12 protein-coding genes and 2 pseudogenes are annotated in these 15,023 nt (G+C 70.7%); 3 read left to right on the top strand and 11 right to left on the bottom strand.

Annotation, left to right across the window (positions count from 1 at the left end):
* Positions 1 to 36: 36 nt before the first annotated feature.
* The 8 genes from ACG83_RS19175 to ACG83_RS19140 all read right to left on the bottom strand — a co-directional run bounded on the left by ACG83_RS19175 (position 37) and on the right by ACG83_RS19140 (position 9,757).
* Positions 37 to 1,023, bottom strand: a complete 987-nt coding sequence (locus ACG83_RS19175) for a pyruvate carboxyltransferase (protein ID WP_054567590.1) — start codon at positions 1,021 to 1,023, stop codon at positions 37 to 39.
* Positions 1,020 to 2,276 carry a CaiB/BaiF CoA-transferase family protein gene (locus tag ACG83_RS19170; RefSeq protein ID WP_083473367.1) on the bottom strand — a complete coding sequence of 419 codons (1,257 nt, stop codon included), beginning with the start codon at positions 2,274 to 2,276 and terminating at the stop codon, positions 1,020 to 1,022. The genes ACG83_RS19175 and ACG83_RS19170 overlap by 4 nt, the downstream gene beginning before the upstream one ends.
* 87 nt (positions 2,277 to 2,363) lie before the next feature.
* A complete protein-coding gene (locus ACG83_RS19165) occupies positions 2,364 to 3,158 on the bottom strand; it encodes an IclR family transcriptional regulator (RefSeq protein ID WP_054567588.1) in 795 nt (264 codons plus the stop codon).
* 64 nt (positions 3,159 to 3,222) lie between these two features.
* Complete coding sequence (locus ACG83_RS19160) at positions 3,223 to 3,981, bottom strand: IgiC (protein WP_054567587.1); 759 nt, start codon at positions 3,979 to 3,981, stop codon at positions 3,223 to 3,225.
* Positions 3,982 to 4,096: 115 nt separating this feature from the next.
* Positions 4,097 to 6,151 (bottom strand): FAD-dependent oxidoreductase, encoded by a 2,055-nt coding sequence (locus tag ACG83_RS19155; protein ID WP_054567586.1) that lies wholly within the window; start codon positions 6,149 to 6,151, stop codon positions 4,097 to 4,099.
* Positions 6,148 to 6,978: a TauD/TfdA family dioxygenase gene (locus tag ACG83_RS19150; RefSeq protein WP_054567585.1), complete on the bottom strand. Its 831-nt coding sequence runs from the start codon at positions 6,976 to 6,978 to the stop codon at positions 6,148 to 6,150. The genes ACG83_RS19155 and ACG83_RS19150 overlap by 4 nt, the downstream gene beginning before the upstream one ends.
* A gap of 116 nt (positions 6,979 to 7,094) precedes the next feature.
* Entirely contained in the window at positions 7,095 to 7,934 is an 840-nt protein-coding gene (locus tag ACG83_RS19145; protein WP_054567584.1) for an SDR family NAD(P)-dependent oxidoreductase, read from the bottom strand.
* A complete protein-coding gene (locus tag ACG83_RS19140; protein WP_054567583.1) occupies positions 7,931 to 9,757 on the bottom strand; it encodes an NAD(P)/FAD-dependent oxidoreductase in 1,827 nt (608 codons plus the stop codon). Before ACG83_RS19140 ends, ACG83_RS19145 begins: the two co-directional genes overlap by 4 nt.
* Before the next feature lie 407 nt (positions 9,758 to 10,164).
* Between ACG83_RS19140 and ACG83_RS19135 the strand changes: the two genes are divergently transcribed.
* The 3 genes and pseudogenes from ACG83_RS19135 to ACG83_RS47990 form a co-directional block, all read left to right on the top strand.
* Entirely contained in the window at positions 10,165 to 11,403 is a 1,239-nt protein-coding gene (locus tag ACG83_RS19135) for a MaoC family dehydratase N-terminal domain-containing protein (protein ID WP_054567582.1), read from the top strand.
* A pseudogene (locus ACG83_RS47995) lies at positions 11,400 to 11,558 on the top strand (SDR family NAD(P)-dependent oxidoreductase); the annotation flags it as partial. The gene ACG83_RS19135 and the pseudogene ACG83_RS47995, both read left to right, overlap by 4 nt.
* 43 nt (positions 11,559 to 11,601) lie before the next feature.
* Positions 11,602 to 11,703: pseudogene (locus ACG83_RS47990) on the top strand (SDR family oxidoreductase); the annotation flags it as partial.
* A 46-nt stretch (positions 11,704 to 11,749) separates the two neighbouring features.
* On the opposite strand, the gene ACG83_RS19125 reads toward ACG83_RS47990, so the two are convergent.
* From ACG83_RS19125 to ACG83_RS19115, 3 genes are read right to left on the bottom strand one after another with little or no spacing between them, the layout of a single operon-like run.
* Positions 11,750 to 12,595: an enoyl-CoA hydratase/isomerase family protein gene (locus tag ACG83_RS19125; protein WP_063793131.1), complete on the bottom strand. Its 846-nt coding sequence runs from the start codon at positions 12,593 to 12,595 to the stop codon at positions 11,750 to 11,752.
* Between the two features lie 54 nt (positions 12,596 to 12,649).
* Entirely contained in the window at positions 12,650 to 13,282 is a 633-nt protein-coding gene (locus tag ACG83_RS19120) for a TetR/AcrR family transcriptional regulator (RefSeq protein ID WP_054567580.1), read from the bottom strand.
* Positions 13,279 to 15,018, bottom strand: a complete 1,740-nt coding sequence (locus tag ACG83_RS19115) for a class I adenylate-forming enzyme family protein (protein WP_054567579.1) — start codon at positions 15,016 to 15,018, stop codon at positions 13,279 to 13,281. Before ACG83_RS19115 ends, ACG83_RS19120 begins: the two co-directional genes overlap by 4 nt.
* Between the last annotated feature and the right edge of the window lie 5 nt (positions 15,019 to 15,023).

Below are 15,023 nucleotides of genomic sequence, written 5' to 3'. Positions count from 1 at the left end.
TTCTGCCGGGTCGTGGTCACCTCTGCCGGGTCGTGGTCACCTCTGCCGGGTCGTGGTCACGCCCTTGAAGGTGCGGAGGATGTCGCTCCATCGGGCATTGGTCATCTCGCCGGCGGAGCCGCCACGGCTGCGGTGGTCGAGGGATTCCCGGCCGGTCGTCAGCCGGGCCAGTTCCGACACCCGGGCGTAGGCCTCTTCGTCTATGCCGGTGGTGACGCCGAGAGCGCCGGTGAAGGCGAGGAGATCCTCGGTCGGGAGGTTCCCGAGGACGTCGGGCTCACCGGGAAACCACAGGTCGCCGCCGATCCCGCAGAACGCCGACTCCAGCCAGTCGACGCCGACGCCCAGCGCGGCGAGCACGTTCGCGAGCGCGAAGCCGTTGCGCGCGTGCAGGTGCAGGCCGATCTCAAGCGTCGGGAAGGCGGCACGGGTGGTTTCCAGGGAGTCGACGATCTGCACCGGATTGGCCATGCCGACGGTGTCGCCGAAATAGACACCCACTGCCCCTGCGTCAACGGCCCGCCGCACCAGTTCCAGGCGGATCGCCGGATCGGTGGCACCCACGCAGGGCGTGAAGTAGGCCATCGCGATCCCGACGATGAGGGCCGCGCCCGCGGCCCGGGCGATCTCGCCGATGGCTGGCAGGTCGGCAAGCACCTGCGCGACGCCGCTGCCCTGGTTGAGGCGGCTGACCTCCTCGTCACAGCAGGTCAGGGCGACGAGATAGTCGAGTTCGCACTGCCCGGCGCGGTGCGCGCCCCGCAGGTTGGGGACGAGCGCGCGGTACCGCACCCCGGGCTGGCGTGGCACGGCCGCGAGGACTGCCTCGGCGTCGGCGAGCTGGGGCAGCACCCGTGGGTGCGCGAAGGAGGCGACTTCGATGTCCCGGACGCCGGCGTCGATCATGTGTTCCACGAGTTCGATCTTCGCCTCCGTCGGCACGATCCGCTCGACCGACTGCAGGCCGTCCCGCAGGCCCACCTCCACGACCCTGACACCTGGCTGGAGCGCGAGCGAGCTCATCGGATCACCCCGCGGCGACGGAGATCGGCGACCGTGTCGGCGTCGACGTCGATCTCGGCGAGCAGTTCGTCGGTGGCGTCGCCGAGCGGCGGGCCGGCCCAGCGGATCCGCGCCGGCGTGCGGCCGAAGCGGGGCACCACCGCCTGCATCGGCAGGGTCGTGCCGTCCGCGCCGACCTCGACGTCGACGATGGACCGCCGCGCCGCGAAGTGCGGGTCGTCGAGCATTTCCGGTGCCCGGTAGATCAGGCCCACGGGCACCGCGTGGGCCAGGCAGCGGTCCTCGACCTCCCTGCGGGTCAGCGTGCTCGTCCAGGCGGTGATGATGTCGTCGAGCGCCTGCTGCCGGCGGCCCCGGTCGGCGTGCGTGGCGTAGTCCGGGTCGTCGGCGAGGGCGGGCTGGTCCATCGCCGCCGCCAGCCGCCGGAACACGGTGTCCTGGTTCGCCGCGATGAGCAGGTCCGCTCCGTCCGAGGTCGGGTACACGTTGGAGGGCGCGACCCCTGGCAGTACCGAGCCGGTGCGTTCACGAACATGGCCGAACGCGGCGTAGTCGGCCACCAGTGACTCGCTCATCGCGAGGACGGCTTCGTACAGGGCGCAGTCGACGATCTGGCCGCGGCCGCTGCTGGCGCGCTCGACCACGGCGGCGACGGCACCGAGCGCGCCGAGCGTGCCGGCGAGGCTGTCGCCGATGGACAGCCCGGAGCGGCTCGGTGGTCGGTCCGGCTCGCCCATGAGGTGCCGTATCCCGCCCATCGCCTCTCCGATGGAGCCGTAGCCCGCCCGGCCGGCGTAGGGACCGGTCTGGCCGAAGCCGGTCACCCTGACCATGATGAGCCCGGGGTTGGCCGCCGAGAGCTCGTCGTAGCCCAGGCCCCAGCGTTCCAGCGTGCCGGGGCGGAAGTTCTCGACGACGATGTCCGCGGTCAGGGCGAGGCGGCGCACCAGGTCCTGGCCGTCGGGGCTGCGCAGGTCGCAGCCGAAGGATCGCTTGTTGCGGGCCAGCACCGACCAGTGCACCGGCGCTGCGGTGCCGTCGGTGTGGCCCCACCGGCGCATCGGGTCGCCGCCGGCCGGATCCTCGATTTTGATCACCTCGGCGCCGTAGTCGCCGAGGAGCTGGCCGCAGAACGGACCCGCGATGAGCTGGCCAAGCTCCAGGACCCGTAGGCCCGCGAGCGGGCCGTCGCCCCGTCGTCCCTGATCCTCGGGACCGGGCGGATTGCTCGTGGCCGCGGACACATCAGTCATCTGTTGCGGTCACCCCACCACATCACTTGTCTCGTTCGAACATCGGCCCGGTTCGACTGTCGGCACGGCGCACGTCATATGTGGACATCAGAGCAGCTGTTGCGAGATCGCCTTGGCGCACTCGACGAGGGCCGGGGCATGCTGGGCGGCGCTCTCGGGTGAGAGCCGGAACGCGGGCGCGCCGATGGCCAACGCCCCGACGAGGGCGTCGCGTGCATCCGTCAGCGGAGCCGCCATGGAGCTGAGCCCTCGCTCGCGCTCCTCGGGCGAGTACGCCCAGCCGCGTTGGCGGGTGAGTGCCAGGTCGTCGGCGAGCCGGTCGACGGAGGTGACGGTGTTCGGTGTGAACGCGGGCAGGCCGGCGTCGAGCGCGAGTGCGAGCGCCTCCGGCTCGTGGGCCATGAAGATCTTGCCGGCGGCACCCGCGTTGAGCGGCTGGATCTGGCCCACCTTGCCCTGGTAGATGATCGACTGTTCTGAGTGGCTCATGAGCACGGCCACTCGGGCGCCGCCCTGGCGGACGTAGACGATGCACGATTCGCCGGTGCGGTCACGCAGGTCTCGCACGATGGGCCTGGCCGCGTCGATCAGGTCGGAACCGGCGGTCGCCGCGGCCGACCAGGCCATCACCCGTAGCCCGATCGAGTAGTAGTCGCCGGTTCGCTGGAGCAGGTTCTCCTGGACGAGTGAGCGCAGGATCCGGGCCACCGTCGTTGTCGGGAGGCCGGTGGCGGCCCGGACGTCGGAGGCCCGCAGCCGCGGCTGTCCCCGGGAGAAGCAGTCCAGGATCAGAGCCTGGCGGTGCAGCACCTGGACGGCGTCACTGTCGCGCGTCACGCCGGGCGGGCCCTGCTCGGTGTCGTTGCGGTTGTCGTCGTGCACGCCTGCCGGTGCCTCTCGTCTGGTCGTCGGTTCGTCTGCCCGCCGCGTCGCGTCGCGGGGACCGTCAGTGCCGGAGCAGGAGGGAGCCGAATCCCTCACGCCGGTCGGGGATCCCATGGCGGCGCAGCGCGTGCCAGTACGTCGCCGTGTTGACGGCGACGACCGGAAGCCCGAGCCATCGTTCCGCCTCGTCGGCCAGCCGCGCCATGGACAGGTTCGCGCCGAACTGGATGATCGCGCGCGGTCGCCCGGCGGCGAGTTCGGTGAGCGCCGCGCGGACGTCCGCCTCGGGCGTGTGCGAGATCTGCAGGGGCGTGGGCGCCCGCAGGTGGATCGCCTGCTGGTATCCGTAGCCGATCTCCTCGACGAAGGCCTTCAGATGCGCGTCCGCGTCCGGCATGTACGGCGTCACGAGGGAGATCGGCCCGTCGTCGACACCGAGAGCGCGCAGCGCGGCCGGCAGCGCGTCCGCCGCATGGATGAGCGTCAGCTCGCCGAAACGGGTGTTGAGCCGCCGCTCGATGGCCCGCGCGGCGCCGACACCGCCCCGGTACACCGCCTCGATGGACACTCCCATCACGACACACGTCGGCTCGACGCAGAGCACCCGCTGGACGGCATCGTCCAGGCCGCGGTCGATGGCGTCGACGAGCTCCTGGAACCCCACGTCGCCGTCGATCGGCTTCTCGGGGATGTGGATGCGGGCGATGTGGTTCGTCACGCCGTAGGGGCGCATCGCGTCATACTCGGGCTGTACCACCGTGTTGACCGACGGCGTCACGACACCGAGTCTGGCCCGGTAGCCGAGTGGATCGCCAGACATCACAGCCTCCTGGTCGCGAGGGACGGATCGCCAGGGACACGCACCAGTCGGCGCCCTGTGCCTCGGAGCGCGGCGAGTGCTCCCGGCCCACGCGGGCACCTCCCGCGGCGCAGACTCATGACACGCTGGCCGCGGACACGCCCACGAGCCGCCGGGCCGCGAGCTCGCCCTCCCAGACCGCGTCGAACACCCGGCGCGGGGCAACGCAGTCGCCTACGCCCACGACCTGCCTCTCGATGGCGCTGAGTTCCCGGAGCAGACCGTCGTCCGCTCGCTGTCCGGTCACCAGCACCACCGCGTCGACGGGCTCGCGCTGCTGCCGCTCGCCGTTGTGGACGTCCGCGAGCGTGACCCGGTCGTCCTTGATCTCGACGAGCTCGACGCCTGCGGACAGCCGCACGCCGAGCCGGCGCAGGCGACCTGTGACGGACGGCAGATCGTGACTGTCGGTGAGCCCTGCTCCGACGTGCGTCAGCCGCGTCGCGATCTCGACGGTGCGCCGCCGCGCACCGCCGGCGAGATGCTCGGCGACCGCGAGCGCCCGGCGATCCCCGAGGTCGTCGACGACGAGCACCGAGGCCGGCAGGTTCACCTGCTCGCCGAGCACGTCCTGCACGGTGAAGACGTTCCACTGGTCGGTCCCTGGCACGGCGGGCGCGCCCGGCGCCCAGCGGGCCGGGCGCAACGCCGTCCACCCGTCCCGGCGTGGTGACGATCCGGTCGCGATGATGTAGGCGTCGAACTGGCCGGCGAGGTCCGCGGCCGTCGCCGCATGGCCCAGCCTGATGGTGACACCGGCCTTGAGCAGCTGATCGGTGAGCCAGTCCGTGATGCCGAGCCACTCCCGGTAGGACTCGACGGCGCCGAGCCAGCGCACCTGACCACCGGTCGTGTCGGCACGCTCGAACAGGGTGACCTCCCGGCCGATTTCGGCGGCGGTCAGGGCGGCCCGTAGCCCTGCCGGCCCGGCGCCGACGACCGCGACGCTCCTGACCGAGGCACGTGTCGAGGGCGTGGCCGGTGCCGAGGGCGTGGCCGGTGCCGCGGCGAGGACGGCCTCCCGGCCGACGGCGGGATTGTGGATGCAGGAGAGCGCCGTGCGAGCGATCGACGCGATGCAGTGGTTCGCGCCGACGCAGGGCCGGATGTCGTTCGCGCGTCCCTCGGCCGCCTTCCGCACCCAGTCGGCGTCGGCGATGAGCTGCCTGGCCATGCCGACGAAGTCGGCGTCGCCGCGGAGCAACACCCCTTCGGCCATGTCCGGCGTGGTGATGCGGCCCACGACGACGACGGGCAGTTCGCCGACGGCGGACCTGATCGACGAGGTCGCCGTGATCTGGTGACCCATGGGTGTGGGCGACGCGCCGTAGATGAGCATCCGGTCGAGGTAGGTGCCCTGGGAGACGGAGATGTAGTCCACCGCCGCGGTGGCCGCGATGCGCCGGGCTATCTCCGCCCAGTCCGCGGTCCGCAGCCCGTTCTCGACGTCGCCGTCGTCCCCGTTGATCCGGATGCCGACCACCATGGTCGCCGGTACGGCCGCACGCACGCGTTCAATGATGCGCCGGACCAGGCGGAACCGGTTGTCGAGGGAGCCGCCGTAGTCGTCGGTGCGGTGGTTGGTCGCGGGGGAGAGGAACTGGCCGAGCAGGTATCCATGTGCCAGGCCGTGGATCTCGACGCCGTCGAGGCCGCCGTCGACCGCGAGAGCCGCGGAGCGGGCGTAGCCCACGACCAGTTCGTCGATCTCGGCGGCCGTCATCTCGTGCGGGATCTCCCGGTAGACCGCGCACGGGACCGGGCTCGGCGCCCACACCGGCAGGCGGCTCACGATGCTGTCGGTCTCCCGGCCGCGGTGCCAGAGCTGGGCGAGGAGCAGTGTGCCGTGCGGCTGTACCGCGGCGGCCACCGTGCGGTAGCTCTCGACCACCGAGGGCTCGTAGGCCAGCACGACGCCCGTGCGGGGCTGACTCGTGGGATGGACCGCTGTCGCCTCCATCGTGATGACGGCGACGCCCTTCGCGGCCCGCTCACCGTAGTAGGCGGCATGCGTGGCCGAGTAGGTGTGGTCGGTGGTGAACTCGGTGGCGTGGGCCGTCATCCAGACCCGGTTGCGGGTGGTGCGCGGCCCGAGCCTGCCCGGCTGGAACAGCGCTGGGTAGTGCCTCAACGGATCGGTTCGTCGCCGAGGAGGGTGGTGCGGTGCATGCTGCGCGGCCGGGTCCGGTCGAATGCGCAGGCGCGGTGCAGCAGGCCCCGGTTGTCCCAGATCACCGTGTCGCCGACGGACCAGCTGTGCCGGAGCACCTTGTCCGGCGCGGTGGCCCGGGCCTCCAGCCCGGCCAGCAGCGCCCGCCCCTCGTCACGGTCCATCCCGACGATGTGGGAAGCCGTGTGCCCGAACACGAGGGACCGCCGCCCGGACCGCTGCTCCCACACCAGCGGGTGCTCCCGCATGGGGCGTGAGGCCCACTCGGCCAGCTGCTTCGGCGTCGGGTCCGGGTAGCTGCGCCGCTGCACCGCCTCGAAGGTGTGCACGACGCGCAGCTTCGCGTACTGCTCCTTCTCCGCCTCGGAGAGAGCCTCGTACGCGGCGTAGCTGCTGGCGAACTCGGTCTCGCCGCCGTGGTCGGCGACCACGCGCGCTGTCAGCACCCCGGCCCTCGGTGGCGGGCCGCCGTCCAGGCAGCCGTCGATGTGCCAGCCGTCGTTGCTCCGGAAGTATTCGGCGTTGCGGTTCGACGGCTCGAAGTTGATCTCCATTACCTCCGGCAACCGATAGCCGCGGAAGCGGGCCAACTCGCCCAGCCTTCGGCAGAACTCCACCTGCGCCTCATCGTCGAGATGAATTTCCCGGAAGAGCAGAACACCGTGTTCCGCCAGCGCGGCGAGGCAGGCGTCCGGGAACTCGTCGTCATGCAGAAGGCGCTCGCGATCGATGTCCAGGAGCTCGACCCCGATCCGTTCCGACAGCTTCTTCGTCGCGATTGCGGCCATCTGGTGCTCCTTCCTGCGCGGCCCGGCTCGTCGGCGGCCGGCTTCGCGTCGTCTCGTCCGGCCCGCGGGATGTCGCCCGGCGGGTGCTCGCGTCATGCGTCCGTCCCCTGGCAGGGTCAGATGTGCCGCCCGGGCGGCACCGGATTGTGGGTCCGCGGCCAGCGGAACATGCCGTTGGACGCGTGCTGCCCGCCGTTGAGCAGGAGGGTCACACCCGACACCCATGACGCCTCTGCCGAGCAGAGGTAGAGCGCCGCCGCGGCGACGTCGTCCACATGCCCGATCCGATTGAGCGGATAGAAGGACGCCATCGCGGCCCGGTCCTCGGCTGTGGTGAGCCGGTCGGCGATGAGCTCGGTCTCGACCGGGCCCGGAGCGATCGCGTTCACCCTGATCCCGTGTGTTCCGAACTCCATGCCCAGGGTCGACGTGAGGTGGTTGAGAGCCGCCTTCGCGGCCCCGTACAGCACTGCCCCGGGCGACGGGAAACACCCGCCGACCGAGGTGATGGTGAGGATCGCGCCCGCGATGCCGCGGTCCCTCATCGACTCGGCGGCGCGGATGGAGGTCATCAGCGCGGCGCGAACATGCAGCCCGAAGACGTGGTCGAAGTCGTCGGTGGTGACGTTGAAGGTCCCACGTTCGAGGCGACCGGTGTCGCCGGCCGAGTTGATCAGGACGTCGATCCTGCCGAGCGCGGCGAGGGCACGCTCGACAAGGTCGCCCGGCGCGCCGGGCTCGGTCAGATCGACCGGTAACGCCCATGCCTGCCGCCCCAGTGCCTGGATCTCCGCGACAACGGCATCGAGCTGCTCACGGCCGCGGGCGGCGACCGCGACATCTGCCCCGGCCCGTGCCAGGGCCAGCGCGACAGCCCGCCCGATGCCCCGCCCGCCACCCACGACGAGGACCCGGCGGTCGAGGTAGGAGAACAGTGGGGCTGTCAAGGTGCTCACCGGCCCAGCGCGAGACCGGTCAGCTCGCCCGTCTCACGCCAGGCGCGCAGCAGGTCCTCCATGGCGTAGAAACCGGGCCAGTAGGGATCGCCGAGGACCGAACGAATCTCCTGCTCACCCTCGTTGTTGTAGTAGCCGGGTGTGCATTCCCGAACGAAGGTGGTGTTGTCGATCGCGGTCGCCCTGATGGTGGCGACCCATTCGTCCTGGGCTTCGGCGGTGGGCTCGACGGTGCTGACGCCGCGGGCAAGGGCCTCGGCGATGATGTAGGCGATGTGGTCGGCCTGCTGCTCGAACATGGAGGTGACGCTGGCGGTGATACCGCCCTGTATGTACCCGGTGAACATGAGGTTGGGGAAGCCGTGGCTGGTGATACCGTGCAGCGTGCGATAGCCCTTCGCCCAGTGGTCATAGAGTGAAAGGCCATCGCGGCCCGTGAACGGGTGGATGGCGAGGCGCCGGTCGAGATCGGTGGTGATCTCGAAACCGCTCGCGAAGACGATGCAGTCGACCTCATGCTCAATGCCATGGGCGATGACGCCTTTCGCGGTGATCCGTTCGACGCCCTTCGTGCTCGACACGTCGACAAGGGTGACGTTCGGCAGATTGAAGGTTGGCAGGTAGTCGTCGTTGAAGCACGGCCGCTTGCACAGAAAACGGTAGTAGGGCTTCAGGGCCTCAGCCGTCACCGGATCCTCGACGATGGCCTCGACGCGCTGGCGCAGCCTCTCCATCACCTGGTAGTCCACCGTCTCGCGCAGTGCGAGGAACGTCGCCGGGTCGGCGAGGGCCGCCCACCCGTCGGTGGCATCGAGATGCGCCTGCAGGTTGCGGCTGATCTCGGTCCACCCGTCGCAGACAAGGTCGGGCTGGCCTGGGCCGAACGCCTCGTAGGCAGCCGTGTGGAAGCTGCGCTGCCGCTCCCGCTGCCAGCCAGGGCGTAACGTCCGCACCCATTCGGGATCGGTCGGCGCGTTGCCGCGTTGATCGATGGAGGACGCCGTGCGCTGGAAGACATAGAGGTGCTCGGCGGCGCGGGCGAGATGCGGAACCACCTGGACACCGCTGGCGCCCGTACCGATCACCGCCACCCGCTTCGTGGCGAGCTTGTCGAGACCGCCGTGGACGTCGCCGCCGGTGTAGGAGTAGTCCCATCTGGCCGTGTGGATCGTATGGCCTGCAAAGTCGGAGATGCCCGGTATTCCGGGTAACTTGGGCCGGTTGAACGGCCCCTGGCACATGACGACGAAACGGGCCCGGATCTCGTCTCCCCGGTTGGTGCCGATCTTCCAGCGGCTGGTCGAGGCGTCCCACCCGAGCGACCGGATGAGCGTGCTGAACATGGCGTTCTCATAAAGGCCGAAGTGCCGGCCGATGCGTTGACAGTGTTCGCGGACCTCGTCGCCGAAGGTGTACTTCTGGGTGGGGATGTACCCGGTCTCCTCCAACAGCGGCAGGTAGCAGTAGCTGTCCGAGTCGACCTGGATGCCGGGATAGCGGTTCCAGTACCAGGCGCCGCCGAAGTCGCCGCCGAACTCGAGGATTCTCAGATCGGTGACCCCGGCCTGCCTGAGCCTGGTCGCGGTGATGAGGCCGGCGAAGCCGCCGCCGAGGATCGCCACGTCGATATCCGCGGAGACCGGCGGGCGCGGCACGACCGGCGTGTACGGGTCGGCCTCGTAGAAATCCTCGAACTCGCCTTCGGCTTCCAGGTACTGCTTCTGTCCCTCCGGGCGAAGCCGCTTGTCGCGCTCGGTCAGGTATTTCTCCCGGAGAGCCGCTTGGTCGACCTCGGGCGTCTCGGTCGGTGCGCAGGTCTGCATGCGAGATCCTCGGTTCGGGATTGTCACAGGGATGTGAGTCGTCGGCGCCGGAGGGTCGGGGAGTCCTGGAGGCCGGGGCGTAGCAGGTCGGGCTGTCGAGAGCAGCTCGTGGCGGGTCCTGTCGGTGACCTCTGTCCCGAGGAACTCTGGACGAGACCGCATCGTGGTGTCAATATCCGCCATACGGTCTTCCTGGTGCCGCCGCTGGTCGCCCGACCTGCCTCGGCGGGGGACCCCCAGCCCCGGTCGCCAGTACAACGCGCCACGTTCCGGCGGGCGGTGCAGCCGCCAGCCGTGGTCGCGGGCCGGTGCGTCAGCAGCGCGGCGGGCCTTCTGGCGTGGGTGAGCAGCTCGTGGCCGGCGCGAGCATTTCCCGTGGACGTCAAACCGACAGTCGGGAGCGCAGGATGAGTGAACAGAGCACGACGGCACCGACAGGCGCGGACTCGTCAGGAGCCAGGCTCGACCTGTCCGACGTCGACCATCGTGTGGGCCAGCTGGTCGGTGGCGGGCAGCTGTGGGATCCCTGCAGCGCTTCGGACATCCGCCGCTGGGTGATGGCCATGGACTACCCGAACCCGCTGCACTGGGACGAGGAGTTCGCCCGCGGGTCGAGATACGGCCGCATCATCGCGCCTCAGTCGATGGCGGTCGCGCTGGACTTCGGGCATGGCGCCCAGCCGGCCTGCGTGGGCCACATCCCGGGCAGCCATCTCATCTTCGGCGGTGAGGAGTGGTGGTTCTACGGCGCGCGCGTGCATGTGGGCGACCAGCTCTTCCAACAGCGGCGCTTCCACGACTACAAGGTGGTCGAGACGAAGTTCGCCGGACCCACGATGTTCTCCCGCGGCGACACGATCCACACCAACCAGCACGGCACCCTGGTGGCGCGCGAGCGCTCGACGGCGATCCGTTACCTGGCGGCGGAGGCGGAACGTCGTGGCATGTACGACAAGCAGCTCGGGGCGGTGAAGCGTTGGACCGCCGGGGAACTCGCGGAGATCGAAAGGGTCCGCCACGAATGGATCCTGTCGAACCGCCTGGGCGTCTCGCCGCGGTTCGACGATGTGGAAGTCGGCGCCGGGCTGCCGCGTCGAGTGATCGGCCCGCACAGTATCGCGAGTTTCACCACCGAGTACCGCGCGTTCGTCTTCGGCATCTGGGGCACGGCGCACTGGGTGGCACCGCCGGGTGTCGAGGATCCATGGATCAATCAGGACCCGGGCTGGGTGGACGGGTTCGGCTTCGACGAGGACGGCGCTCGGATCGATCCGCGGTTGCGCGACGGCCTCTACGTCGGCCCGTCGCGTGGCCATGTCGACGCGGACAAGGCCGGCGAGATCGGCATGTCCCGTGCCTACGGGTACGGCGCCACGATGGGCGCCTGGTGCACCGACTACCTCGCCTACTGGGCTGGCGTCGAAGGCATGGTGCGCCACACCAGGGCGAACTTCCGTGCTCCTGCCTTCGAGGGAGACGTCACCTACTTCGACGCCGAAGTCGTCGGTAAGGAAACCGACTCGGCCTGGGGTGCCCCGCTCGTCCACATCAGGCTGCGGCTCGTGAATCAGGACGGACAGGTTCTGGTGGACTGTACGGCCGAGGTCGAGCTGCCGCCCGGCGCCGACAGGGGAGCCGGTCAGTGAACAGTCGGGTGGCCATCGTCACCGGTGGCGGATCGGGAATCGGCGCGGCGATCGCTCGCCGGCTGGCCGTGGACGGACTCGCGGTGGCGGTCTTCGATCTGAACGGCGCCACCGCCGAGGAGACCGCCGCCCTGATCGCGGCCGGCGGCGGCAGATCCCTCGGCCTGGCTGTTGATGTGACGGACTCCGCCGCCATCCAGGCCGGAGTCGATAGCAGCGGCCTGCGCGTTCCTTGTCCGCGACGAGGCCGGCTACATCACAGGCCAGGTGATCGGAGTCAACGGGGGCCGCAACACCTGACTCCTTGGCCGTCGGCGGCGAGCACGGGGCCGGCGAAGGCCTTTACCTAGCCCTTCGGCTTCTTCGCGCCGCCGAAGCCGAGGCGGGCGCTGCGCTCCTTGAACTCCGGGGTGTTCAGCAGATTGGTGACCAGCAGGCGGTCGAGGTGGCGCTGGGCGGTGCGGTCGGAGATGTCGGCGTACATGTCGACGGCGAGCTTCGCCACGCCGAGCGCCTCGGCCGGGATGGTGGTGAGCTCGCGGCAGAACGCGTACACGTCTTCCAGGAACGTCTCCGCCGGGAAGATGTCGTGCACCAGGCCGATCCGCAGCGCCTGCTCGGCGGTGACCTTGCGGCCGGCCATCGCCATCCACTTGCCCCAGGCGGGGCCGACGATGCGGGTGAGCCGGCTGGTGCCGCCGCTGCCGGCCAGCACCCCGATGTGGATCTCCGGCACCGCGAACTCGGCCTGTGGGGTGCAGAACCGGAAGTCGCACGACACCGCCATCTCCACCCCGCCGCCCAGGCAGCTGCCCTGGGCGGCGATGATGATCGGCTTCTCGATCGCCTCGAACTCGTCGTAGAGCGCGTGGTGGCTGCGGTAGTTGCGCCGCATGTTCCAGCCCGGGTGCAGGTGCTCCGTCTCCGGGTTTCCCTGCCGGTTGCCGACGGGCTCGGACAGGTCGACGCCGGCGGTGAAGTACCGCCCGACACCGGTGATGACCAGGCAGCGCAGGTCGTCCCGGTCGGAGAGCAGGTTGGCGGCGTGCCAGAGGGTGCTGGTGACCTGGGCGCTGATGAGGTTGAGCTTGGGGCGGTCGATCGTCACGGTGAGGATGCCGTCGTGCTCGGTCAGCCGGGCGTGCTGCTCGCCGGCCCCACCGGCTGGCTGGTGGGCGCTCGTTGCCGTCATGAACTCGAGATCCTTCCGTCTTCTGCTGGGCTCGCGCGGGAGCCGTACCTGTGGTCAGCCGGCGGTGGCCGGCGTGGCGAACGCGCGGCGGACCATCTCGACGAACTGCTCCTCGGCGATGCCTGCCGTCCCGTCGGGACGGGTCGCCTCGGCGTTGCGGTAGGCCCCGACCATCGACGCGAGCATCCGGGCAAGACTGTCGGCGTCGCCGCCGCAGATCGTGCCGTCGCGCTGCCCGCGTTGGATCACCTCGGCCTCCAGTCGCATCGCGTCCGTGTACCCGTTGGCGATGTCCTCGCTGAGCTGAGGCGAGACGGCGAGGCCCGACGAGTACAGCCGGCTCATGAGCCGGCCGAAGTCCGGGTAGGCACGATAGAACATGATCTCGCTGCGGACGAGTCCCACCAGCAGGTCGATGCCCGCCCCGTCCGCCTCGGCGAAGGAGCGGATCCGGTCCAGCAGCGGCAGGCCGCGCCGATCGATGACCGCCCGCAGGAGCTCGTCCTTGTTGGGCAGGTGCAGGTAGAGTGCCCCGACCGACATCTCGCACCGCTCGGCGACCTGCCGCAGGCTGGTCTCGCGGAAGCCGTGCCGGCCGAACAGCTCCTCCGCGGCGTCGAGGACCCGCTCACGGACCCGCTCGGCCTGTTCACGCTGGCGCAGCTCGCGCGGGGAGGCGGTCGTCATCGGGCCGCCGCGGTCGGGCTCTCGGCGCCCGCGTCGGCGCCGGGCGGGACGTCGAAGCGCTCACGCAGGGCCTGCTTGAGGACCTTGCCGGTGGTGTTACGGGGGAGATCGCTCACGGTCGTGACATGTGCGGGCACCTTGAAGGCCGCCAGCGACGTGCCCACCCAGGCGCGGACGTCGGCCGGGTCGATCACGGCGCCGTCGCGGGGGACGATCACGGCCAGCACCTCCTGGCCCAGCTCCCGGTGCGACACCCCGATCACCGCGGCGTCGGCGACATCGGCGTGCTGGAGGAGGCGGTTCTCGATCTCGATCGGGTAGATGTTCTCGCCGCCGCGCACGATCATGTCGCGCAGCCGGCTCTCGACCTGGAGCAGTCCGCCCTCGAACCGGCCGTAGTCCCCGGTGGGGTACCAGCCCTGGTCGTCCACCGGGCTGACCGGCTCGCCCCAGTAGCCCAGGAAGGTGCTCGGGCAGCGGATCCACAGCTCGCCGATCCGTCCGTCGGTGATCTCGGCACCGGTCTCGTCCCGGACGGCGACCTCGGCGGTCGGTGTGGGCACGCCCGCCGAGGTGGGATGCGCAGCGAGGCGTGGGCCGCTGATCGCCGTGCCCAGGCCGCAGGTCTCGGTCATCCCGTAGCCGTTGGTCAGCGGAATACCCGGCATCCGCTGCTCGAGCAGGCGGGGAAGCTCTGGTGAGATCGTCGCGCCACCGCAGCCGACTCCCCTGACCGTGGGCCGGGCCATGCGGTCCAGGTCGGGATGCTCCAGCAGACGCAGGATCTGGGTCGGCACGCCGCTCCACTGGGTGACGCCATGGCGGGCGGTCAGCTCCAGGTGGACAGCGGGATCCCAGCGGCCGGGCGCCGGAAGAACGAGCGTCATCCCGGACCGGGGCGCCACGGCCGTCAGCGGCCCGAGCCCGGAGATGTGGAAGAACGGCCCGGTCAGCACCGACACGGGCGTACCCGCCGGCGGGGGAGCGGCCCCGGAGACGGCCTCGACCGCGCCGCGCAGCGCCGCGTCCATCGCGAAGTTGACCAGCCCACGGTGGCTGATCAACGCTCCCTTCGGACGGCCGCTGGTACCGCTGGTGAACAGGATCGCGCAGGCGTCGTCCTCCCCGACGGTGGCCGGCGCGAAGGCCGGTGCCCCGGTCTCACCGGCCGTCCCCGCCGCCGCGGCGACCAGGTCGGTGAACGACACCGCGCCGGCGACCGCTTCCGCGACCACCTTGCTGCCCGCGTCGGCGTCGAGCTGGGTGAGGCGGGCGAGCCGGGGCTCGTCGGCGACCAGCAGCGCCGGTTCGGTCAGCGCCAGACCGGCGGCGAGCTCGGGTCCCGTCCACCAGCCGTTGAGACCGACGACGACGGCGCCGAGCAGGAGCACGCCCCAGATCGTCAGCGCGTGCTCGGCGCTGTTGGCTCCGGCCAGGGCCACCCGGTCGCCGGCGGAGATCCCATGACGGCTCCGCAGCACCGCGGCGACCGCCCGCGCGGCGTCGGCGGCCTCACGGTAGGTCACCGTCCGCTCCGGCAGCACCAGGTACGGGCGGTCGGGATGCTCCCGGGCGGCCGCGGCGAGCAGCTCCGGCAGGCTGCGCGGCCGCTGGGCGAAGACCGCCATCTCGACCCCGCGGACGTCCTCGCGCACCAGCTCGAACGGCGCGCCCGGCCCGGTCAGGACGGGGAGCAGCGACGGCGGGATGCGGGTGAGATCGGGCCAGCCTGCCATGGTTT

It is taken from the genome of Frankia sp. R43, assembly GCF_001306465.1.
Classification (GTDB): domain Bacteria; phylum Actinomycetota; class Actinomycetes; order Frankiales; family Frankiaceae; genus Parafrankia; species Parafrankia irregularis.
The sequence above is the reverse complement of the archived record's forward strand: the minus strand, read 5'-3'. Positions and strand labels throughout refer to the sequence as shown.